Raw genomic sequence first — 22785 nt, forward strand, 5'->3', positions numbered from 1 at the left:
TAATACACCTTCATTTATTGTCTCTAACATAAAGGGTACTTCCTTTGAGCAAAACACCATTTTCTGCGATTAATCTGCAGCCAGAATTATTATCTAACCTTGACTCTCTTGGTTACACTCACATGACGCCAATTCAAGCGTTAAGCCTACCAACAATTTTGGCTGGTAAAGATGTTATCGGTCAGGGAAAAACAGGCTCAGGTAAGACCGCTGCTTTTGGTTTAGGTGTTTTATCTAACTTACGTGTAAAGCGTTTTCGTGTACAAGCATTAGTCTTGTGCCCAACACGTGAGCTGGCTGACCAAGTTGCGACGGAAATCCGTACTCTAGGTCGTGCGATCCACAATATCAAAGTACTAACTCTATGTGGCGGTATGCCTATGGGACCTCAAATTGGTTCATTAGAGCACGGTGCACACATCCTAGTTGGTACTCCGGGTCGTATTCTTGATCATTTAGATAAAGGTCGCATCGATTTATCAGAACTGAATACATTAGTATTAGATGAAGCCGATCGCATGTTAGATATGGGTTTCCAAGATGCCCTAGACGCGATTATTAGCGAAGTACCAGCTGAGCGCCAGACGTTACTATTCAGTGCGACATTCCCAGCACAGATCAAAAGCGTTGCAAATCGCATCATGAATAAACCAGAGATGGTTAAAGTTGAAGCGACTCATGAGCCATCAAGTATTCAGCAGCACTTCTATAAAGTAGAAGGTTCTGAAGCTCGTGATGATGCACTTGAGGCATTGTTACTACACCATCAACCTGAATCATCGGTTGTATTCTGTAATACGAAAAAAGAAGTTCAGAATGTAACTGATGAACTGCACCATCGTGGTTTTAGTGTTATTGAATTGCATGGTGATTTAGAGCAGCGTGAACGTGATCAAGCACTGGTTCAGTTCTCGAATAAAAGCCGTAGTATTCTTGTTGCAACCGATGTCGCTGCTCGTGGTCTAGATGTTGATAATCTAGATGCAGTATTTAACTTTGAGTTATCACGAGATCCTGAAGTTCATGTTCACCGTATTGGTCGTACGGGACGTGCTGGAAGCAAGGGTATTGCATGTAGCTTCTTTAGCGAAAATGAATATCACCGTGTTGCTCAAATTGATGAGTACATGAATATTGAAACAGAAGCTGCGACATTACCAGTGAAGCCAAATACACAGGCTTACTCATCAAAAATGGTGACGATTCAAATCGATGGCGGTAAAAAGCAGAAGGTTCGTGCAGGTGATATCCTTGGCGCACTAACCAGTGAAGGTGGCATTACGGGTCAACAGGTTGGTAAAATCAACTTATTCCAAATGCGAGCTTATGTTGCTGTAGAAAAATCGATGGCGAATAAAGCGCTGAAGAAAATCCAGGCAGGCAAAATGAAAGGTCGTCAATTCCGTGCTCGTTTATTAAAATAACGAATGGTGACACCAATCTTTGTAAGTAGAAAATAGAAAAAGGGGAATGCTTAATAAGCATTCCCCTTTTTATCGAGAAAAATCAAAAACAACAGAATTTTGACTATACCATTTGCACTAATAATAGGATTAAAGTGGAATGGTTATTATCTCTTTGTTAGCAACAAAGAAAGTTACTCGACTGACAAACCACCAAGTTCTTGAGCTTCTTTAACTGCTGCTAGAAGAGAAGAGATACTTTGTACCTGCTCTGAATCTTCGACTTGTTGTTCCGCATCCTGTGGAACAAAAACGTAATATTTATTGAAATACATGAGAATGACCTCGTTTTTGAACGTAGGGCAATTATGCCTTAATTAAAAACTGTGAACCTCATCCATTTTATATTTTTTTAAGGTGTAGACTAAAAGGCGTAGAAGGTGGTAGTGCAATAATTAATCTAACTCTTTTATTGGCAGCCAATGTATCGTCACGCCTGACTGTTCAAACATATCTTGGCTCACCTTTATTTTATCCCCCCAACGAGATAAAAAATCTTCACTTTGTTCAGGGCAATGTACTGATTTTATCCCTGTCTGAATGATTTTTGCAGCGCAGTTTGGGCAAGGGAAGTGAGTTACCCAAATATCACATTCATCAAGATCTCGCTTGGCAAAAAGAATGGCATTTTCTTCTGCATGTAATGTCTTTAATAACTTCATATCACGACTATCAGTTGCAACGCTATCTGAAACACCATGTGGATAGCCATTAAATCCAACCGATACAATACGATTTTTTTTGGTAATCACTGCACCGACTTGAGTGGAAGGATCTTTACTCCAAGATGCAACTAATTCGGCCATTTGAAAAAAACGTTTCGACCATTTTGTCATCATATTTGCTCTCTCTATAAGTGGTTTATTTATTCCAATCTTGTGCCGCTGCTTAGGGCGCTTCCTATCATACTGAAAAACCATCTTAAAAGGTAAGTAGTAAAAATAAATCATTAACTTTTCGTTATGAAGGCTGGATACTTTTGTGGGATTGTAAGATTTAGTGAATGTAAGTCCTCTTATTTATATCTTGAAACAATAAAACAGGTTTCATTCATAACCGTCTGACATTCATGAATGATTGATCCGCTAAATTAGAGGCTAATTCTATATTCACACAATGGTTTGTTTATGCGTAAAGTGATGCTTTTAAGTGCAATGGTAAGCTCAGTGATGCTTAGTGGTTGTAATGATAATTCTGTAAGTAGCCAATCAGCACCGTTACCCCTTGTTACTGCTCAAAATGTTGAGGTTATTCCGTACCAGCAAGGTAAATCTTATATCGGGCGTGCAGATGCAGTTGAAGATACCGAAATTACCGCTCAAGTCTCAGGTTACTTACAAGGACATCACTTTGAAGAAGGCGAAATGGTAAAAAAAGGGCAGTTGCTTTATACCATTGAACCTTCTTCTTTCGAAGCACAAGTGGCCAGCGCAAAGGCGGCGGTTGCTCAAGCTAAAGCGACATTAAAGAAAGCAGAACTAGATTTTAAGCGCGGAGAAAACTTATTACCGAAAGGCAGTATTTCCCAATCGGAGTTTGATGCTTTAACCGCGAATTTATTAGGGGCACAGGCACAGTTAGAGTCAACAAAAGCACAACTTATTTCAGCTGAAGTGAATTTGTCGTACACCAACATTCGAGCCCCCTTTGATGGGCGAATTAGTGATAGCAAAGTGAGTCAAGGTTCTCTTGTTTCTCCCTCATCAGGTACGTTAACCACGTTAGTGAGCTTAGATCCCATACATATTGGCTTTAGCATCAGTGAACGTGAACGCTTAGCGTTTGGTATGGATAAAATGCAAGGAACAGGTGCAGAGGATGATAATGGTGTTGAAGTCAGAGTGATTCTAGAAAATGGCAACGAATTTGAGCATTTAGGTCAATTAGACTTTTTAGGCAATCGCATAAATCTAAATACCGGTACGATTGCTTTACGTGCCATCGTTGATAACCCACAGCAGCGCCTGCTTCCAGGTCAACATGTGATGGTTGATTTACGTGAAAAGCAAGCGATTGAAGCACTTGTTATCCCACGTCGCGCTGTGCAAACCGATTTAGAAAGTGATTTTGTTATGCTAGTCGCAGAGGGAAATATTGCTGAGCGTCGAAATGTCACCTTAGGTGCACAGGTCGAGGGTGGCATTATGATCCGCTCTGGCTTAGAGCCTAATGATACTGTTATTACCAAAGGTTTACAGCGTATTCGTAATGGTATGAGTGTTAGTTTGCAAGATTCTGAGCAATAAGGAGCGTTTGTTATGTTAAGTCGTTTCTTTATTTTAAGACCTAAATTTGCGCTCGTTATTTCGATTATCCTTACGTTGGTGGGTTCTATCGCTTTAGCTATTTTACCAGTGGCTGAATATCCTAAAATTAGTCCGCCATCGGTGAGTGTGACGGCATATTATGCAGGCGCAAGTGCAGAAGTGGTTGAACAAGCCATTGCCGATCCTATCGAAGCGTCAGTGAATGGCGTAGAGGGCATGATATACATGTCTTCTAAGAGTGCAAATGATGGCTCCTACTCCTTAAATGTAACTTTTGATGTGGGTACTGACCCTGATATGGCTCAGGTCAACGTACAAAACCGAGTTGCACAAATAGAATCAAAACTGCCTCAAGATGTACGGATGGCAGGTGTGACCGTGCGTAAACGTTCACCCGATCTATTAATGGTATTAAACTTCTACTCGCCCGATGGTAAGTATGATGATCAGTTCCTGATCAACTATATCAACCTAAACGTCAAAGATCAGTTAACCCGTGTACAAGGCATCAGTGATGTTAACGTGATCGGTGGTGGTGAATACGCCATGCGAGTTTGGCTTGATCCGGAAAAGATGACCAACCTTAACCTAACCACTTCTGATGTGTACGCTGCTTTAGCTGAGCAAAACGTACAAGTGGCAGCAGGACAAGTGGGGGCGGCGCCTTATCACGATGCTCAGGAGGTTCAGTTTAACTTAGTGACCAAAGGGCGATTAGAAACGGTTGAAGAGTTTCAAAAAGTCGTACTACGTGCTAACTCTGATGGATCAAGTGTTTACCTGCAAGACATTGCTCGAGTTGAACTTGGTAAAAAGTTTTACAGCGGTAATGGAGAGTTCCGAGGGCAGGATGCTTCAATCGTAGCGCTCACCTTACAATCAGATGCCAATGCATTAGAAAGTGGTGAAGCGGTCATGAAGCTGTTAGATGGCATGAGTGTTAACTTCCCTGAGGGGATGGTGTATGAAACCAGTTACGACACGACCATTTTTGTCGCAGAATCAATTAAAGGCGTACTGATAACATTACTGCAGGCTATTTTATTAGTTATTGCTGTAACTTACCTATTCCTTGGCAGTGCACGAGCGACCTTAATCCCTGTTATTGCTATTCCGGTGTCTTTAATCGGTACTTTTGCTGTGATGCAAGTGACCGGTTTTACCATCAATACCGTGACTCTCTTTGGCTTGATCTTAGCGATTGGTATTGTGGTGGATGATGCGATTTTGGTGATTGAAAATGTCGATACCACCATGGCAAAAAATCCGACAGTAACGCCGCGTCAAGCGACTTTAATAGCAATGAAAGAGGTAACGGGTCCAATTATCACCTCAACCTTGGTGTTATTAGCGGTATTTATTCCCGTTGCGATGTTGCCAGGTATCACTGGGATAATGTATCGCCAGTTTGCATTAACCATCTGTATTGCTGTTGTTATTTCATCGATTAATGCTTTAACTTTATCTCCTGCACTCTGCTCTTTGGTACTTAAGCAAGGTGGAGAAAATACCCAAAGATGGTTTAAAGCTTTCAACCAAGGTTTAGATAAACTCACCACACGTTATGGCTTTATTGCTGGCTACTTAGTGAAAAAATCGCTGATTCTGCTGACTTTCTTTGCTGTTGCAATGGCGTCGGTAGTCTTTCTAGCCAAAACAACATCGACGGCATTTGTTCCTCAGGAAGATAAAGGTATTTTACTGGTTAATGTTCAGTTGCCTGACTCAGCCTCTTTATCAAGAACGCAGGAGACAAGCGAACAGCTAATGGCGCTGGTGGAATCTGAGCCGGGTATAGAAGCGGCGACGGTTGCTAATGGTTATGCCTTTATGACGGGAGCTGCTGCTTCAAATGGTGCTTCATTTTTCATTAAGTTAAAAGATTGGGAATATCGTAATGCATTAGGTGATGGTCACTCTGCCAATGAAATTGCCGCGCGTATCAATGCGAAAGCAAGTCGAGAGATCCCTCAGGCGATTATTTTTGCTATGGGACCACCGGCAGTTCCTGGTATGGGTGCAGCATCGGGTTTTGAGTTTGTCCTTGAAGATGCGCTTGGGCGTAGTCGAACCGATCTTGCAGTAGTGATGGCTGATGTTATCAAAGCGGCTAATGAACAGCCTGAGATTGCGCATACCTTTAGTACCTTCCGTGCTAACGTTCCGCACTACTATGTCGATATTGATCGCGAGAAAGTTCAGCAACTTGGTATTCCATTAGGCAGCGTATTTCAAACGTTACAAGGTAATCTTGGGTCGATATACGTTAATGACTTTACGATGTTTGGTAAAAACTTCCGAGTAACCATGCAGGCGGATGCTCAGTATCGTAGCGGTATGGAAGATTTGTCACTGTTTCATGTACGCTCAGCTAATGGCGATATGATCCCTCTAAGTACTTTAGTCACTTATGAGCAAGTCTTTGAACCGGATGTAGCATGGCGTTATAACATGTATCGCAGTGCGGTTATTCAGGGGCAACCAGCACCAGGTTACTCGAGTGGTGATGCGATTGCTGCAATGGAGCGGGTAGCGGCCGAGGTATTACCGCAAGGCTATCAATACGAATGGACAGGGATGGCATACCAAGAGAAACTTGCCGGAAGCCAAGCGATTTATGCCTTTGGACTTGCTTTAATCTTTATCTACTTGTTCATGGTTGCTCAGTATGAAAGTTGGACGATTCCAGTGGCGATTATTCTGGTTGTTCCAGTGGCAACTTTAGGTTCATTTATTGCGCTGCGTTTAGCGGGAACACCATTAAACTTATATGCTCAAATAGGCTTAGTTCTCTTGATAGCCATGGCTGCTAAAAATGCAATCTTGATCGTCGAATTTGCTAAGCAAGAGCGAGAAGAGAAAGAAGTACCATTAGATGAAGCGGCAACGAAAGGGGGAATGTTACGTTTCCGTGCTGTGAATATGACATCGTGGTCATTTATCTTGGGTATCTTTCCACTGATCTTTGCTAGTGGTGCCGGGCATATTAGCCAAAACTCATTGGGTATTTCATTGATCGGCGGGCTTTTGTGCGTTCTTCTGGCTGGAACCTTCCTCATCCCTGGCTTCTACGCCTTCATTCAGCGCCGACGTGAGAAATTTCATGGGGGAAGCACGAAACTGCTCCCACTTGATGATTAGACAGCAGGTTGACTGTGGCAGACCTTGCCTTCGCATAGGTAAGGTTAGCAATTTAACAGTATAAACCTAGTCAAAATAAAGCCTCGGAATTGATTTTTACTTTTAGTATTAATTAATCTATCCGAGGTTTTTTATTTAATGAGCGACATGCTGTTCAATCATTTCATATAATTTGTCTTTTTTAAGCGGCTTACACAAATACCCATCCATACCAACATCACTGCATTTTTGCACATCTTGATCGAGCACACTTGCAGTTAAAGCAATGATTGGCATTGGTGCTAAATTATTCTCTTGTTCAAACTGCCTTATTTCTGTTGTGGCAGTAAAACCATCCATAACGGGCATCATGCAGTCCATGAGAACCACTTGATAGGTATTGCCATCTTTGATCATATTTAAAGCTTCTAAACCATTATTGGCTATTTCAAAACTAAACCCACCTTTTTTGAGAAATAGAGTAGCAACTTTCTGATTAACAAGGTTATCTTCGACGATTAATACCGGTAGGCTAGTCGTCTCATCGACTTTGTGATCTTTTTTATTGCGAAAGTTATCTGTTGTATTGCGAGAGTTATCTTGGTCATTACCGGTATTAGTTTGTGTTTCTTCAGGCGCTAAAGGTGTACTGTCAATTGTTGATAGAGATTGCCTATGCTGGAAGTTTTCATAACTGTTTTGAATGACTTTAATAAGTCGACTACCTAATAAAGGAAATTTAACTAATCCATCAATTTTATCGTTATAGTCAAAGCTAGGTAATAAAATATCATGCACCACAATAATCGGGGTATTAGGGTGCTTGAGCGAAAGGTCACTAATATGACTCATTACTAAGTTCGACGCTTGATGGTGATACAATATAATATCGCTATCTTGTGTCTGTTCAATATTGTTAGATGAGGATATGCTTGCAAAGTTATAAACGCCCAACTCTGTTTTTAGACAGTTAACGACAAATAACTCTGAACTAATAATCGCGATCTTTTTCTTTGTGATAGCTTGTGGAAGCTGTGGCTGTGGTAAATTCGTGTCGACATCTAAAGTGAAAAAGAAGGTACTACCGACCCCTTTAGTTGAGTTTATTTCTAAATTCCCACCCATTAATTCGACAAGCTGGTAGCTAATATTGAGTCCCAAGCCGGTACCACCAAACTGTCGTGTAATCGAGTCATCTTCTTGAGTGAATGGAGCAAATATTTTTTCTTGCTTATCTTTTGCTATTCCTATCCCACTGTCACTAATAGCAAAATGTAATAAAAGGTGGTTAGTTTCAGCACTTTTTGAGGTGCTCAGTTTCAGAGAAATGCTCCCTTTATCAGTAAATTTAACCGCATTAGACATTAAATTCATTAGTATTTGGCGTAGGCGGTGTTCATCTAATAATACACGAGCAGGTACTTCTGGGCTTATATCGATATTAAGCTGGAGTGACTTTTCAACTATTTTAGCCATAACCATTGCTGCACTATCATAAATCACTTCTCTGGCATCAGAAGTGTGCGCGGTTACGCTAAGGTGACCGGATTCTATTTTTGATAAATCTAAAATGTCATTAATTAACATTAAAAGGGTATGAGATGAGGTTTCAACTGTATCTAAGTACTCCTCTTGAGTCGGTGTTAATCTTGTCTCTGATAATATTTCCGACATACCAATAATCCCATTCAGAGGCGTTCTTATTTCATGGGACATGTTAGCGAGAAAAGCACTTTTGGCTATATTTGATGTTTTGGCTTGCTCACTCGATTCTCGAATACGTCGCTCTAGCTTTGAGATAGAGTTAGTCACAAACAGCAGCACAATAGCTAAAGTAACCCCCATGGCAAGCAGTACGCCTTGGCTTTGTATTTGGATAGTGTAGAGCTCGTCAGCTATTTCATGGCGGGCATCACTATACACTTGACTCAAATTGCTCTCCACATGATGAATAGCAATGCGTAACTCTTTAAATAGCCCTGAATTATAGTCATAGCCGAATTGTTCGTAAGCCTGTTCTAGCTCTTTAAAGCGGTTTTTATAATTATGCAGAGTGGTTAGGCTTTCCTGGTGGTTATCTTCAGCATGCTTGATTAGTAGATCAAGAGAGACGTGTAATGCCCATAGATGTGACCTTTCAAAAGTGCGGAAAAAGTAATAAGTATTTTCTTGGATATTAACCAGTAGAGATTCAAGTTTAGTATCACCACTTCCCATGGTGGCATCTGTGATGTCAAACCAATCGTCTTTCAGTTCATCTATCAGACCTGTCTCTGTTTGTCTTTCACCATTAATAATAAAATGTAATGTAGACATACGGATAAATATATCGACATAAAGCATGATATTGTCATCCACTGCTTCAGCGGCAAATTTGGTGTCTAAATCGTTTTGTTTAATGAGTCGCTCAATCCGTTGAACACTGTCTTGGAGAGTGTTTGCCGTTTCAATAAATTGGTCTAAATACTTCACATCGATTCGGCTGAGAAAATCTTTTTCATTACGACGTAATGTGAGCATCAAGTTATCGGCTGCAGCTATCTCTAATTGTAATTGGTGCAGGGCTTTATTATTGGTTTGATAAACATGGATAGAATATGAAAAAAGCGCAAGCATGCAAAGCATAACGACGCTAGCTAGTTGCATTTGGTTTTTTATGGAGTGAGCAAGCCGTTGCTTGATTCTTGTGAGCATTACTATCCTTAGATGCTTGATACAAAGAGAGCGCAAAGTAAGCGTTAATTTTGATGAACTTATTTTATTATAGCTGCTAGTTCATAAGACTACGCACTAAAGTTATCGCTCTCTTGGGTTAAACGTTTATCTAAAATCCGTCTTGCTTGATGGCTATTTACTTCAAGTAGATTGACCAAGGTCTGCATAGTTTCATTATCTGGCACCTTGCCATTATCGGAAATAAGAGCGATCTCTGTGGCTTTGTTTAATAACTTAATCGCATTCATTTGGCGAGCAAGGTTCTGAATCGCCTGTGATGTTGTAGTAATATCCTCGCTGGAGTTTTCAGTATAAGCTCCAATTAACTGAGTGATGTAGTTTTCGGTTTTTTTGTATATATCTTCAACTTTATCATAGGCTTGTTGTCGGTTACCTTGGTGATTCGCCAGTAAGTGCGCAAAACAAACTTCGGACTCCGTAAACTGATGCTCTGGTAACTGACCTAGTTTAGAGCGATGTAATTCAATCACAGCATCGGATGAATTTGTTGTTTTATTCGTGACAAAGCGATGTTGATATTTTTGTAATGCATCGATAAAACTCGCTTTTTGTAGGGGTTTGGTGAGGACGTGATCGACGCCTGCTTGGACAAAACTGTCATGTGCTTCTTTAAAGACATCAGCAGTACAACCGAGGATCACAATGGAGAGTTTTAATTCTTCTCGGATCACTCGTGTTGCTTCTATTCCATCCATCACAGGCATGTGGTTATCCATAATAATCAAGTCATAATGATCTTTTTGCAGCATATCGATAGCCACTTGACCATTTTCGGCGCAGCTTACAGTGTGACCTTGTTTGGTACAGAAGGTTTTGGCAACAATGGTATTGACTCGATTATCTTCAACTAAAAGAATCGATAATGAATCAACGAGTACATGCTGATCCAGTGATTGCTCTAGTTGAGTTTCTTCGTGAAGCGTATCGGTGTGAGATAACTCAAACGTGATCGTAAAGGTGGTTCCTATCCCCATTTCACTTTCAACAACAATTGTCCCTTGCATTAAATCAATAAACTGCTTAACGATCGCAAGACCTAAGCCTGTCCCACCAAAGACACGGGTTGTTGAAGACTCAGCTTGAGTAAATGGGTTAAAAATATCATCTAATCGCTCTTCTGGAATACCGATACCAGAATCTTTAATGATAAGGGTTAATTTATGTTTTTTATCTGCTAAAGGTTGATCGGAAAAAATAAGTCGTACAGTACCTGTCGTAGTAAATTTAACGGCATTACTTAACAAGTTGAAGATAATTTGTCTAATTCGTGCTTTATCACCATTATAGGTCAATGCTTGTGATGACAAATCTTGCAATTCAAACTCAATCCCTTTTTCGTGGCATAACACATCATAAGTGGATTTGATCGGTAATAAAATATCGTCAAACTTGAATGGTAGCAGTTCGAGTTCCATTTTATTTTGCTCAATTTTCGAGAAATCAAGGATATCATTGAGTAATGAAAGTAAGTGGTTTCCTGATTCAATTAATATAGAAAGTTGTTCCTTTTGAGTTTTATTTTCTGTAGAGCTATCAATAATTTGAGCCATACCTAGAATTCCATTTAAAGGAGTACGTAACTCATGGCTCATGGTGGCTAAAAATGTCGATTTTGCATTGTTTGAGGCTTGTGCTTTTTCAACGGCTTTTTCTAAGTTATCTTCTAACTCTCGACGTTTGGTAATATCCCTTTCAACGGCAATATAGCCAGTCAGTGTATCATCGTGATCAAATATTGGTGTGATCACTACATCAATCCAGTAAGGGTGACCTAGCTTATGGAAATTAATAATTTCAGTTTGAACGGCACTTCTTTGTTGAGCACACTTTTGCATTAATAGTAACTGCTCTTGATCCATCTCTTTCTTTTGCAATAAGAGGCTCGAACTTTGATTGATCGCTTCAGTTCGAGAAAAGCCAGAAAGAGTTTCAAATCCTTTATTTACCCAAGTAATATAGCCAGCTCGATTCGTAACAAAGATAGCATCTTGAGCTGACTCAATAATAAATGCTAATTTTGAGCGCTCTTTTTCACTATCTAATAAATGTTGGCGAGTAACAAGTTTATGCTGATAGTTGTACCACTGTTTCCAAAAAACATAGAGACTTAAACTGATAAATAATACGATAGAGAAAGTAATGATGTTATGTTTGTGCTCACTGCTCTCTGACTCCAAAATATGATTAAAATCTTTTAAATCCGTATTGATGTCCTTTAATGCTATTGATGAAGTTTGCTTGTTTATATCTTCGGTTACTCGATTACGTAATGAGATATAACTAATAAGATTATTAAAAATCTGATCATTAAATAGCGCAGTGCTGACCACTGGTTGTTCTATTTTTTCATAGGTAGCACTGAGTATTGATAGTCTATCATTTGTCTTTGGGTATTTATCAAGTAATTGGTTTTTAAGGCTTATTACTGTTTGGTTTGAGTAGGTTAAAGAAACCTTTGCGGCTAATAGTGTTTCAGCCGCTTGACTGAAAGCGTGCATTTTGTCATTAATTTTATTAGTGAGCGTGAAGGCGCTGTCATTATGGAAATGGATAGAAAGCAATGTGTTTTTACGGTTTTCTAACAAGCTTTGATATAAAAAATTAGCCTTATTCTCTATACCAACAATGCTTTGCGAAATATCATCGTATGACTTTGTTTGGTTGTAATGGAAGGTATAAATGTCCTCAAATGTTTTCGCCACCTGCAGTGTCAGGTTGTGGTAGTTAGCGCGGTATGTATTGATCATATAAGTTTGATAAATATTCATCGCAATATTTAAACTAATAATCGTGATAGTCGTAATTATTACAGCCTCTAACTTAGTTGTTAAATTTTTCATTGTGACAACTCCGATAGGATAGCAGGCTTAGGGGCGCTTAAAGATTCTAGAAATGCGCTAACTTCAATGATCGAGGCAGAATCTAGGTCAATGCCAAGTTGTAAGTTTGCCATGGTGACAATCGCTTCCTCTAGGGTTGCAGCACGTCCATCATGAAAGTAGGGGGGGGTATCGGCTACATTACGTAAACCTGCGACACGAAAAACCAGTTTATCTGCTTCATTTCCTGTGACATTAAAGCGACCAAGATCGAGTTCTTTTTCTAACATGTTACCTGAGTGCAGGTTGCCAAAGCGCTGATATAAATTGCCACCCATATTGATACCTTGATGGCAGACAATGCAGCCTAAACTTTGAAACTTATTCCAGCCAATAATAGCGGTAGTTGAAAGGGCATTAATATCCCCTTGTAAATACTGATCAAAAGGGGAGTTAGGTGTATTTAGCATTTCCATAAAGATGACCAGCGCGTGTTTTATCGATTCTTCACTCACTCCTTGCTTAAAAAGAGCCTTAAAATCGCGTTGATAGTTTGGTTGGTCTTTGACATAAGTAATTATTTTCTCCCAGTCACTATTCATTTCTACAGGGTTGTGAATCGGACCATCAATTTGCTGCTCTAAACTAGCGGCTCTACCATCCCAAAAAAAACGTGAGTTAAAGTTAATGTTGTAAAGGGTAGGTGAGTTTCTTGCTCCGACACCTAATACACCTATCGATACTTTTGTCTCCTCTGCTCCATCCTCAAAAATATGATGGCAACTTTCACAACTGACTTGTCCATTTGAAGACAGGTTTGGATCATTAAATAACTGGAATCCAAGTTTAACCATCGCAATATCGTGAGTGGGTGACTCTGGCACTGGAAATATAGGTAAGCTATCCGTTGAAATTTTTGGATTACTTACAAGGGCAGTTGAACCTAACGTTGTAGATTGATATGAGAAATAAAGAAAGCTGCTAAACATTAGTATAACCATTAAGGATATAGTCCAAGCAAAAACAGAGAAACGCATAATAAAGGCAACCTTGATGATATATTCAATCAAGTATAGCCCACATGGTGCATATGGCGATATTGAGGATTAAAGAAGAAATGCAGCAATAATTTGAAAATATAAGTTATCATATACTACATTTATAATAACTTATATTTATATCATTAGGCTGTTATGTTAAATAATGCATGGTTAAAAACATTTAAAACCCTGGTTGAGATCGGGCATTTTACTCAAACCGCAGAAAAGCTTTATATGACGCAACCAGGTGTTAGTCAGCATATTAAAAAGCTCGAACTGTCATGCGGTTATAGTTTAATTATTCGCAGTGGAAAAAGTTTTGAGCTTACCGAACAAGGGCGACTGGTTTATGATTATGCATTGAAGGTTGCTAATAATGAGGCTGGCTTATTAGAGCGTCTGAGTTTTGATAACCCTAAAGCTGGTGTGTGTAAGTTGGCAACGTCTGGTGCACTTGCACTGCTGCTTTACCCTAAGTTGATTAGCTTACAGTATGAATCGCCTCAATTAATCACTTATTTTGAAGTGGCACCGAACCACAAAATATTAAATGATATTCAATTGGGATCAATTGATTTAGGTATCGTGACTCATGTGCCAAATCCTAGTCTTTTTCAAGCAGAAGAAATAGGGCAAGAGCCGCTATGTATGATCTTTCCTAAGGCTTATCAAGGTCAGGTTATTGATATTGATGCCCTTAAAGCATGTGGCATGATCAAGCACCCTGATGCTGAACACTATCTTTCACTCTATCTTGAAAAATGTGGTGATGCGGAGCTAAAGAATATTAACCCAGCAGATCTGCCTGCCAAAAGTTATATCAATCAATTGACACAAATTTTAGTCCCGATAGCACAAGGGATAGGATTTACTGTTTTACCGCAAAGTGCTGTTGAGGCATTTGCTTTAAAAGATCAGTTGTTCGTTTATACTCCACAAAAAGCGGTGCTTGAAACGCTATATTTAGTCAGTAAACGGCATCGACAGTTGCCTAAACGCTATGAAACCGTCAGCCAAACCATCAAAAATAGCCTAGAAGTGATTATTAATTAAGATAATTGCACGCTTTTTAGGTGAAGCTTGGATAAATGTGAGATAAATCACTCTAGTTGTTTTATAATGCGCGGCTAAATTAACAAAGCATTGCAAAAATATGTTGTCTGCTTAAGGAATCTGTTCTATGTCATTCTCATCTCAAGGTTTTGCTCCTGAAATCGTTAAAGCATTAACTGAGTGTGGTTATGAAAAACTCACACCAATTCAACAAAAAGCTATTCCTTTAGCACGTAAAGGACACGATATTCTTGCGACGGCGCAAACCGGAACGGGAAAAACAGCGGCATTCTCATTGCCAGTTATCCAGCATTTATTAGATAGTGGTAAAAAGCCATCTCGTGCTACCGCGAGAGCGTTAATTCTTGCACCAACTCGTGAATTAGCGGCTCAAATTGCGCAAAATATTAAAGATTACACTAAGTACACATCATTGACGGTTGCTGCTATTTACGGCGGTAATAAAATGTCATCACAAGTTCGTCAGTTAGATCAAGGTGTTGATGTGCTTGTTGCGACTCCTGGTCGTTTAGAAGAGCACTTAGAAGAAGGCAATGTTTCAATTAGCCAATTGGAATTTTTAGTCTTTGATGAATCTGACCGTATGCTCGATATGGGCTTTATTAACCCTATCCGTAAAATTATGCTAGATGTGGAATCAGCGCCACAAATCATGATGTTCTCGGCGACAACATCTGCGCAGATGAACCAATTAGCGGTGGATATTCTACGTAAGCCAAAGCGTATTACGATTGATCGTGAGAACATGACTGCGAACACGGTAGCGCATGTAATTTACCCTGTTGATCAAGAGCGTAAAACAGAGTTGCTATCTGAACTTATTGGTCGCAAAAACTGGCAACAAGTCTTGGTTTTTGTGAACTATAAAGAAACGGCGAATGATGTAGTAAAAGAGCTTAAATTAGACGGTATAAAAGCGGTATTGTGTCACGGTGATAAAGCGCAAAGTGCTCGCCGTCGTGCACTTGATGAGTTTAAAGAAGGCAAAGCTCGTGTTATGGTTGCAACAGATGTCGCCGCTCGTGGTTTGGATATTGCTGATCTTCCTTATGTTATTAACTATGACATGCCTTTCTTAGCGGAAGATTATGTACACCGAATTGGTCGTACAGGTCGTGCTGGTAAGCGTGGTCATGCTGTTTCTTTTGTTAACCGAGAAGAAGAGCTAACGGTGGTTCAAGTTGAAACGCTTATTCAACAACGTATTCGCCGTGTAGAGCAGCCTGGCTATGAACCAAAAAACCGCGATGCTTATGTTGAGCGTATGAACACTAAATCGGCTTATAAAAATCGCCAAGGTCGCCGTAATAATGCGGATGAAGTAAAACCGGATCAAGCTTCAGCTGAACGTCGTTTAGCGATGATGCAGCGTATTAAGAGTCGTCGTAAATAACGATAAAGAATACACGCAGAGCTATGCATCATAGCAATTGACGAAAGGCTACCAGATATGACGGTAGCCTTTTTTATTAATAGAAAGGACTTTTATAATTTATGAATAGTGCAATGCTTTGGGCGTTTATCCCAACCTTTTTCTTTGTCTCTATAACGCCAGGGATGTGTATGACATTAGCCTTAACCTTAGGGATGAGCATTGGCTATAAACGTACTTTATGGATGATGATCGGTGAGTTAGCCGGTGTTGCAGTGGTAGCCGTTTCTGCCGTCTTAGGTATCGCTGCTATTATGCTTAATTACCCTTGGTTATTTATGGTATTTAAATTCGTCGGTGCGAGCTACCTTGCTTACTTAGGCATTCAAATGTGGCGCTCAAAAGGTAAGTTGGCAATTAGCGCTGAGCCGACAGCGATAAAAGCTAGCAATGATTGGGGGTTAGTTGTGCAAGGGTTTGTTACTGCGATAGCAAATCCGAAAGGCTGGGCGTTTATGATATCGCTTCTGCCTCCTTTCATTGATAGTAATTATCCTATGTTTCCACAGTTGCCTGTTCTTGTGCTGATTATTTTAGCCTCCGAGTTTATTTGTATGTCTCTTTATGCGGGCGGTGGTAAGGGCTTGAAAAAGCTATTAGGTCATAGTGAAAATGTCCGCTTAATGAATCGAATTTCAGGCTCTTTAATGGTCGGGGTCGCTGTCTGGTTATTTGTCGGTTAATAGTCAGCGTTAAACGTATCTTTCTTCATCGGCAACGGTTTGTTAAGATGCGCGGCTGTATTATGAGTTCTATCGATAGTACTCACGATGTTTACGCTTTAAATTTAGAGAAACAAAATGCAAACAACTCATGTCACTATTGGTTTAATTAACCCTAAATGTCCAACCAATGTTGGTGCTGTTATGCGCGCCGCAGGTTGCTACCAAGCCAATAATATTTTATATACCGGTAAGCGTTACGCTAAGGCAGCCAAATTTCACACTGATACTCAAGGGGCAGCAAAAACGATCCCGTTAACGAGTGTTGAGAATGTATTGGAAGACTTAGCAGAAGATATGAAGGTCGTTTGTGTTGAGCTTGCTGAAGGTGCGACACCATTACCAGATTTTGTACACCCAGAAAAAGCCTTGTATGTTTTTGGTCCAGAAGATGGATCAATTAGCCAAGATGTAGCTGATCGTGCGGATCATGTGGTCTATGTACCAACGATTGGTTGTATGAATTTAGCCGCGACCGTCAACGTATTGCTTTATGATCGCCTAGCAAAATCTTCTCAACGTGTAGAAGGTGATGAGTTGATCCGCAAAAGTCGTGATAACCGTAACCATTTAGTGATTAAAGCGAAATAGGTGAGGGTCTAGTACTTGCTGATAGTCGGTTAGCTGATTATTATGCTAAGGTATTTTGATTGGAATAGTTAATAGATAGGTTATCCGATGTCATCTGATTTTTTTGGAACAAGTGCTGCTTATGCCCGTCAAGAGAAGGGTTATAGAGATAAAGCATTAAAATTATACCCTTGGGTTTGTGGTAACTGTGCTCGTGAATTTGAGTATTCAAACTTGCGTGAGCTAACAGTGCATCATAAAGACAGCGATCACACAAATAACCCTGAAGATGGCAGCAACTGGGAGCTACTTTGTCTCTATTGTCACGATCACGAGCACAGTAAATACACGGACCATGATCGCTATGGTACGGAAGTTGTCCCTGGGCAAGATGATCATGAGAGTGCGACTTATAATCCATTTGCCGATTTAGCGAAAATGCTGAAAAAATAATCGTGTTATTACGATTGATATTATTAAGTGTCGACTAAAAGCAGCCCTCTGGCTGCTTTTTTATTACGCGATCACTTTTCACGGCTTAGTAGCAACACAACTGTGATCTATGGAACAAGCATCACACTTCTATGACATCAAATTACGTAAAATTGACATGACTAAGTGATGAGTTAGTCAAAATATTGGCAATTAATGATTCAAGCAGAGTGGTGTGTAAAATGGAGTTAGTCGAGCAAGATAGAGTTGCAATTCATGATCTTTGGATGTCACAAAAAGCCAAGATGCGTATGACACAAATGGCGATGGCGAAGCGTCTAGGGCTAACGCAGGTGGAGTTTTCCGATCTGATACGAGGTTCAGCACCTTTAACAATGCCTTTTGTTTCTCAGTTTTGTCGCTTACTTAAAGTTGAACCTCAGCATTACTTACCATCGCTTAAGCAGACTGGTGTACACATGCCAAGTATGGTGAGATTGCAAAATAGAGTGGTTATTGATGGGCAGATTGAGCATGTCTATATTGAAGGAAACCAAGTGATCATAGAATACGTTCATGCAGTGCAGCACTAAATGATGAAAAAATAGCGGCGAACAGAAAATAGTTCGCCTTGCTATATTGTTATTTACTTATTTACTTATTTACTTATTTACTTATTTACTTTGTCTAACATTATTGGATAGTTTAAAGGTTATTTGTTGTCCCAAAAATTACTGACCCATCCGCCAATATCTTCATTAAAATGACACCCACCAAAGTGCTGTTTCTGCTCTACTACTTGTTCACCATTCTCTCTGGCTTCTAATAAACGAGAAATGTAATCCGCCATTGGATCTTGCTCTGTTGCTGTTTTTTGATTTTTTAGTGCGACTTCTTTGATGATTTGGAGTCTGTAAGATGGGTTCATTCTTTTCATTGCTAGCTGCTCATTCGGTTAATAAGTGTACTAAAAGTAGGTGTGAATCTCGACTGCGTCAAATTTTTACAGTCAATGTGAAGTAAATTTAACCAGTATTGTGAGTAGAGAAAGCAAAAATAACATTCCTTATTTGTATCTTTGGTTGTGGAGCTATTACTTAAGCTTATCGTTGTCTATGCTTTATAGGGTTATCCATATAACCATTAACTATGGACAGATAATAGAAGGCATAAAAATGAAAATTAAATTCATAGCCATAACAGTGGCAAGTATAGTTGCAAGCATGACGGCCTCAGCAGCAACGGTTTATCAAGATGGTGATACCATTTTTAATATTGGCGGACGAGCAGAAGTGCGAGGAAACTTCTCCGATGCGAACAAAGATCCCGGCAATAGCAGTTCTTATCAAGATAAATCGCGAGTACGTCTCAGTGTGGATGGTACGCAGCAATTTACCAGTGATGTCGCATTTTTTGGTAAATATGAGTTTGAACTGACCGAGGCAGAAGATAACTCAGGCGATGATGTTGGCATCAATACGCGATTTTTATACGCAGGGGTTGAAACTACGCATGGTAATATTTATTACGGTCACCAAGATAATGCGGTAACGTATTTAACCAACTGGACTGATATGGCGGAAGTCTACAGTGGTTATATTAACGAATACACGATATCGACAGCCGATAGAGCTAAAAATGTATTACGTTATGCCGTCACTACCGACTACGGCTTAACCTTTCAGCTTGATGGCAATTTTAATTCCGAAAGTGAAGCCGATCAAAGTGACGGTTATGGGGTCGTACTTGCTTACCTTTTCCCAGTCGGTGTCGAAGTGGGCATTGGCTATGCTGCGAGTGATGAAACCTATGGCGTTGGTACAGATACCGATAAATCGGACTCACTTCTAGTTGGTGCCAAATACACCAATGATGACGGTGTCTGGTTAGCTGCAACTTACCAAGGAGGTAGTATTTCAGCTAAAGGGGTGAGTGACTCTGACTATAATGCTGCAGATGCCTATCTTGGTTATTCATTTAATGATAATACGGTTAACTTAACCTACAGCTATTTTTCAGCCGATGATATAGCTGATCTTGATATTAACTTTATTGGCGTCGAGTATGCTCGGTATATAAGTAACGTCGCTTTCTATGGCAGTTATAAATTTAACTTACTGGATGAAGGTGAGGGTGGCGTTGGTGATAATGACGAAGATGAGTTGATGCTAGGGATGCGCTATGCTTTCTAGTTTCTAAGCACGAAATAAAAACCATGCCCTACTATTAGTAGGGCATTTTTTATGCACAATTTTTTACATATAAGTATCGAGTTTACTATTAATAAGCGTTCAACGAAAAAATAGAAAGAAAACAAACTAATTACTTGTTATTGTTAGTTAAAACAAGGAGTAATTATGACTTTTTCTATTTGGTTATCATTGTTAGCGGTCTGTCTACTGGGGGCGATGTCACCGGGGCCAAGCTTAGCAATGGTGGCAAAACATACGTTAGCGGGCGGTCGAGCCAATGGTTTAGCTGCCGCATGGGCACATGCATGTGGTATTGGTATTTATGCTTTTATAACCATTATTGGTCTAGCCGTCGTATTACAGCAATCTCCGATGCTATTTAAGGGGATCAGTATTGCTGGTGCATTGTATCTCGCCTATTTAGGCTACGGTGCTTTACGCTCAAAAGGTGGGGTTGCGGCCAAGCTAGAATCGGGAGAAAGCGTTAGTATTTGGCAATCGGCGCGTGAAGGTTTTCTTATTTCACTGCTTAGCCCGAAAATTGCGATCTTCTTTATTGCACTATTTAGTCAGTTTGTTAGCGCTGGAAATGATATTTTGAGCCAATTATTGATTGTTTCCACACCTTGGCTGGTGGATGGGCTCTGGTATACACTCATCACTATCATGCTATCGCGCCCGAAAATATTGGAAAAATTAAGAACAAAGGCAAAAATAATCGACCAATTATCCGGTGTGGTATTAATTGCACTGGCGATACGAGTGCTATGGATGCTATAGACAAAGCCTCAATATTCATAATGATGGATATTGAGGCTTTGATATCTGTTTAGTACATTTAGCCAGCGGATTGGTTGGCTAAATCAACGACATTATCAGGGATTTGGTCTAACTTATTGTCTTTTACCCAATCGGCAAGGTTATCAGCCCCTCCGACATATTGACCATTGAGCCAAATTTGCGGAACCGTCACAGGGGTCTTCTCACCAATAATGGCTTTGACTTCTGGGATCATGCGATAAAGTGCAGCGCTGTCTTTAACCACATCGAAATATTGATAATCTACGCCAGCCTCATCGAGCATTGCCTTAGCTTTCACACAATAAGGGCAAGTGGCTTTACCATAGACAATATTGCCTTTTAAGGTATCGTGCTTAGTCCACTCTTTTACTACCGATTGAACCAAAACACCGCGATTTAATGCTTCACCTTGGCTAATAACTTTGCCTTCTACGACCAAAATAGGGGCATGCCAAGCACCCATCTTCAGCGGTTCCCACCAGTGTGATAACCAATCTTTAACTTCAAGCTCAACAGGGATGCCATTTAACTCATTCTCAAAGGTGTCTTGGAGGATATCTTTGGTTAAGGTGCATTCACCACAGGGAATGGTCACTTTGAACGGACCCCAACTTCCGCCCCAGCGGTAGAGTGTCATCTTGATTGTTTTTGGTGATGTAGAATGAGACATAGCAGTATCCTTATATTTATCGCTTATAGATAATAAGAACGAAGTCCTTTGGTATATCTTTCAGTGTAATCGTTTTTTTTATAAATAGACGAGAAATAGAGAGATTATTTATTGAGTAGAACTTAGGAGTGAATAGTATTTAGGAATGCAGTGTACAAAAACCAAAAAAACCGAGTGATGAGATCTCTCGGTTTGAATCATGGACAATATTTAACTAGAGGTTCAACGATTAGAAATCGTAACGAGCACCTAGACGAACAGTCGTGTCTTCGTCGCCAAGTTGGTCGAACTCAATAGCAGTGTAGATACGGAAGCTCTTAGCAAAATCGTAACGAGCGCCTAGCTCAAAGAAATCCGTAGTATCTGTTTTACCATCTGCAAATTCAGCATCAGCTAGACCATAAAGTGCTGTAATACGGAATTGGCTAGTAATTTTGTACTGAGCTGCTAATTCTAGTGAAGTGAAATCTGTTAATTCATAATCGTCATTTGCATTTTCAGAGAACGTCTCACCGAAAGAGTAAGAAGCGGCAATGTATAGGTTATCAATAGAGTAACCTACAGCACCAAGAAATTGATTCTGTTCATCATCAGCAGAGTAAGCTAGACCGATATCAAGACCAAATGGCATTGCGTAAAGACCAGAGATACCGTAACCGTCAGCGTCTTTCTCATCGCTTGCTAGGTAAGAAACTTCTAGAGATAGGTCAGCAAAGTTGCCGCGGTAGGCAAAAGTACCATCTTGCTTATCAGAGCCGGCAGCAATTACTTGTTGGCCACCAGAGAATTCAGTGATATCCGTCATGTCAGAAATTTGAACAGCAGCTGTGTTCTGTTTACCTGCAGAGAATGCACCAACGTTTGTGTCAAGACCAGCGTAGATGTAACGGTTAGAGAACTCTTTAGAACCAGAAGAGTGCTCAGCTTCGTAGAAACCAAATGCAGAAAGACCATCAGCGATTTGTGTCGTACCGCCAACGTTTAGACGAGAGCGAGTTTTATCTGCCATAGTGCCGTCAGAAGCATCACCGAAATCACCACGGAATTCAACACGACCACCAATTTTTAACTCAGTACCGTCATTGCTATAAACCGTTGCAGCAAGAGATGAGCCAGATACTAGAGCGGCTAGAATTGCGGTTGAAATCACTGCTTTTTTCATTTTTCTTATATCCTAATTTAATTCAAAAATGTGAGCTTCATGCTCTTTGTTTGCTTGAGATATAAGTTAACCGAGTTAAATGACGGATTCGTGGCTGTTTTGTGACACTTACGTGTTGATTATATTTCAGTTTTATTTAACTAAAACAGAAAGATGTGATCTATATAGTATTGTTATTCGAGCTTGGAAACATATATATGGTAACCATTGAATTTGTCTACTCATAGAAAGAATGAGATAAAAAGGGAAGAAAGTGGTGATAGTGCGAGAGGAGAGGGAAGTGCT

At 40.0% G+C, this 22785-nt stretch carries 19 protein-coding genes; 11 read left to right on the forward strand and 8 right to left on the reverse strand.

From position 1 onward, the window contains the following. Positions 1-44 precede the first annotated feature (44 nt). The gene (gene dbpA, locus BCU68_RS07225; protein WP_102564116.1) at positions 45-1424 is read left to right on the forward strand and encodes an ATP-dependent RNA helicase DbpA; all 1380 of its coding nucleotides are present in this window, start codon (positions 45-47) and stop codon (positions 1422-1424) included. A 173-nt stretch (positions 1425-1597) separates the two neighbouring features. Here the strand turns inward: dbpA and BCU68_RS16940 are convergent, their stop codons facing one another. Both BCU68_RS16940 and BCU68_RS07230 read right to left on the reverse strand, forming a co-directional pair. Further along, positions 1598-1738 (reverse strand): hypothetical protein, encoded by a 141-nt coding sequence (locus BCU68_RS16940; RefSeq protein WP_157935179.1) that lies wholly within the window; start codon positions 1736-1738, stop codon positions 1598-1600. 120 nt (positions 1739-1858) lie between these two features. After that, positions 1859-2302: a cytidine/deoxycytidylate deaminase family protein gene (locus BCU68_RS07230; RefSeq protein ID WP_102564117.1), complete on the reverse strand. Its 444-nt coding sequence runs from the start codon at positions 2300-2302 to the stop codon at positions 1859-1861. A 288-nt stretch (positions 2303-2590) separates the two neighbouring features. On the opposite strand from BCU68_RS07230, the gene BCU68_RS07235 reads away from it, so the two are divergent. Then, positions 2591-3709, forward strand: coding sequence for an efflux RND transporter periplasmic adaptor subunit (locus BCU68_RS07235; RefSeq protein ID WP_102564118.1), 1119 nt, complete (start codon positions 2591-2593; stop codon positions 3707-3709). Between the two features lie 12 nt (positions 3710-3721). Further along, positions 3722-6871 (forward strand): multidrug efflux RND transporter permease subunit, encoded by a 3150-nt coding sequence (locus BCU68_RS07240; RefSeq protein WP_102564119.1) that lies wholly within the window; start codon positions 3722-3724, stop codon positions 6869-6871. A gap of 135 nt (positions 6872-7006) precedes the next feature. Here BCU68_RS07240 and BCU68_RS07245 read toward each other — a convergent pair whose 3' ends face one another. The 3 genes from BCU68_RS07245 to BCU68_RS07255 all read right to left on the reverse strand — a co-directional run bounded on the left by BCU68_RS07245 (position 7007) and on the right by BCU68_RS07255 (position 13394). Then, entirely contained in the window at positions 7007-9544 is a 2538-nt protein-coding gene (locus BCU68_RS07245) for an ATP-binding protein (protein WP_102564120.1), read from the reverse strand. Between the two features lie 89 nt (positions 9545-9633). Then, a complete protein-coding gene (locus BCU68_RS07250; protein WP_102564121.1) occupies positions 9634-12426 on the reverse strand; it encodes an ATP-binding protein in 2793 nt (930 codons plus the stop codon). Further along, positions 12423-13394: a cytochrome c peroxidase gene (locus BCU68_RS07255; protein WP_241901299.1), complete on the reverse strand. Its 972-nt coding sequence runs from the start codon at positions 13392-13394 to the stop codon at positions 12423-12425. The genes BCU68_RS07250 and BCU68_RS07255 overlap by 4 nt, the downstream gene beginning before the upstream one ends. 204 nt (positions 13395-13598) lie before the next feature. Between BCU68_RS07255 and BCU68_RS07260 the strand changes: the two genes are divergently transcribed. The 6 genes from BCU68_RS07260 to BCU68_RS07285 all read left to right on the forward strand — a co-directional run bounded on the left by BCU68_RS07260 (position 13599) and on the right by BCU68_RS07285 (position 18268). Next, positions 13599-14498 (forward strand): LysR family transcriptional regulator, encoded by a 900-nt coding sequence (locus BCU68_RS07260; RefSeq protein ID WP_102564123.1) that lies wholly within the window; start codon positions 13599-13601, stop codon positions 14496-14498. A 127-nt stretch (positions 14499-14625) separates the two neighbouring features. Further along, complete coding sequence (locus BCU68_RS07265) at positions 14626-15912, forward strand: DEAD/DEAH box helicase (RefSeq protein WP_102564124.1); 1287 nt, start codon at positions 14626-14628, stop codon at positions 15910-15912. 101 nt (positions 15913-16013) lie between these two features. Next, positions 16014-16634 carry a LysE family translocator gene (locus tag BCU68_RS07270; protein WP_102564125.1) on the forward strand — a complete coding sequence of 207 codons (621 nt, stop codon included), beginning with the start codon at positions 16014-16016 and terminating at the stop codon, positions 16632-16634. Positions 16635-16751: 117 nt separating this feature from the next. Continuing rightward, the gene (locus BCU68_RS07275) at positions 16752-17264 is read left to right on the forward strand and encodes an RNA methyltransferase (protein WP_102564126.1); all 513 of its coding nucleotides are present in this window, start codon (positions 16752-16754) and stop codon (positions 17262-17264) included. Positions 17265-17351: 87 nt separating this feature from the next. Next, complete coding sequence (locus BCU68_RS07280) at positions 17352-17696, forward strand: YajD family HNH nuclease (RefSeq protein ID WP_102564127.1); 345 nt, start codon at positions 17352-17354, stop codon at positions 17694-17696. A 221-nt stretch (positions 17697-17917) separates the two neighbouring features. Next, positions 17918-18268 carry a helix-turn-helix transcriptional regulator gene (locus BCU68_RS07285; protein WP_102564128.1) on the forward strand — a complete coding sequence of 117 codons (351 nt, stop codon included), beginning with the start codon at positions 17918-17920 and terminating at the stop codon, positions 18266-18268. 119 nt (positions 18269-18387) lie between these two features. Here BCU68_RS07285 and BCU68_RS07290 read toward each other — a convergent pair whose 3' ends face one another. After that, positions 18388-18603 carry a hypothetical protein gene (locus tag BCU68_RS07290; protein ID WP_347230765.1) on the reverse strand — a complete coding sequence of 72 codons (216 nt, stop codon included), beginning with the start codon at positions 18601-18603 and terminating at the stop codon, positions 18388-18390. Between the two features lie 247 nt (positions 18604-18850). On the opposite strand from BCU68_RS07290, the gene BCU68_RS07295 reads away from it, so the two are divergent. Together BCU68_RS07295 and BCU68_RS07300 are read left to right on the forward strand one after the other, a co-directional pair. Beyond that, entirely contained in the window at positions 18851-19867 is a 1017-nt protein-coding gene (locus BCU68_RS07295; RefSeq protein ID WP_102564130.1) for a porin, read from the forward strand. Between the two features lie 165 nt (positions 19868-20032). After that, a complete protein-coding gene (locus tag BCU68_RS07300; RefSeq protein ID WP_102564131.1) occupies positions 20033-20647 on the forward strand; it encodes a LysE family translocator in 615 nt (204 codons plus the stop codon). Between the two features lie 58 nt (positions 20648-20705). Here the strand turns inward: BCU68_RS07300 and BCU68_RS07305 are convergent, their stop codons facing one another. Further along, positions 20706-21338 carry a glutaredoxin gene (locus tag BCU68_RS07305; protein WP_102564132.1) on the reverse strand — a complete coding sequence of 211 codons (633 nt, stop codon included), beginning with the start codon at positions 21336-21338 and terminating at the stop codon, positions 20706-20708. 229 nt (positions 21339-21567) lie between these two features. Continuing rightward, positions 21568-22500 carry a porin gene (locus tag BCU68_RS07310; protein ID WP_102564133.1) on the reverse strand — a complete coding sequence of 311 codons (933 nt, stop codon included), beginning with the start codon at positions 22498-22500 and terminating at the stop codon, positions 21568-21570. Positions 22501-22785 lie beyond the last annotated feature (285 nt).

The sequence above is a fragment of the Vibrio sp. 10N.286.49.B3 genome, from assembly GCF_002873395.1.
Classification (GTDB): Bacteria; Pseudomonadota; Gammaproteobacteria; order Enterobacterales; family Vibrionaceae; genus Vibrio.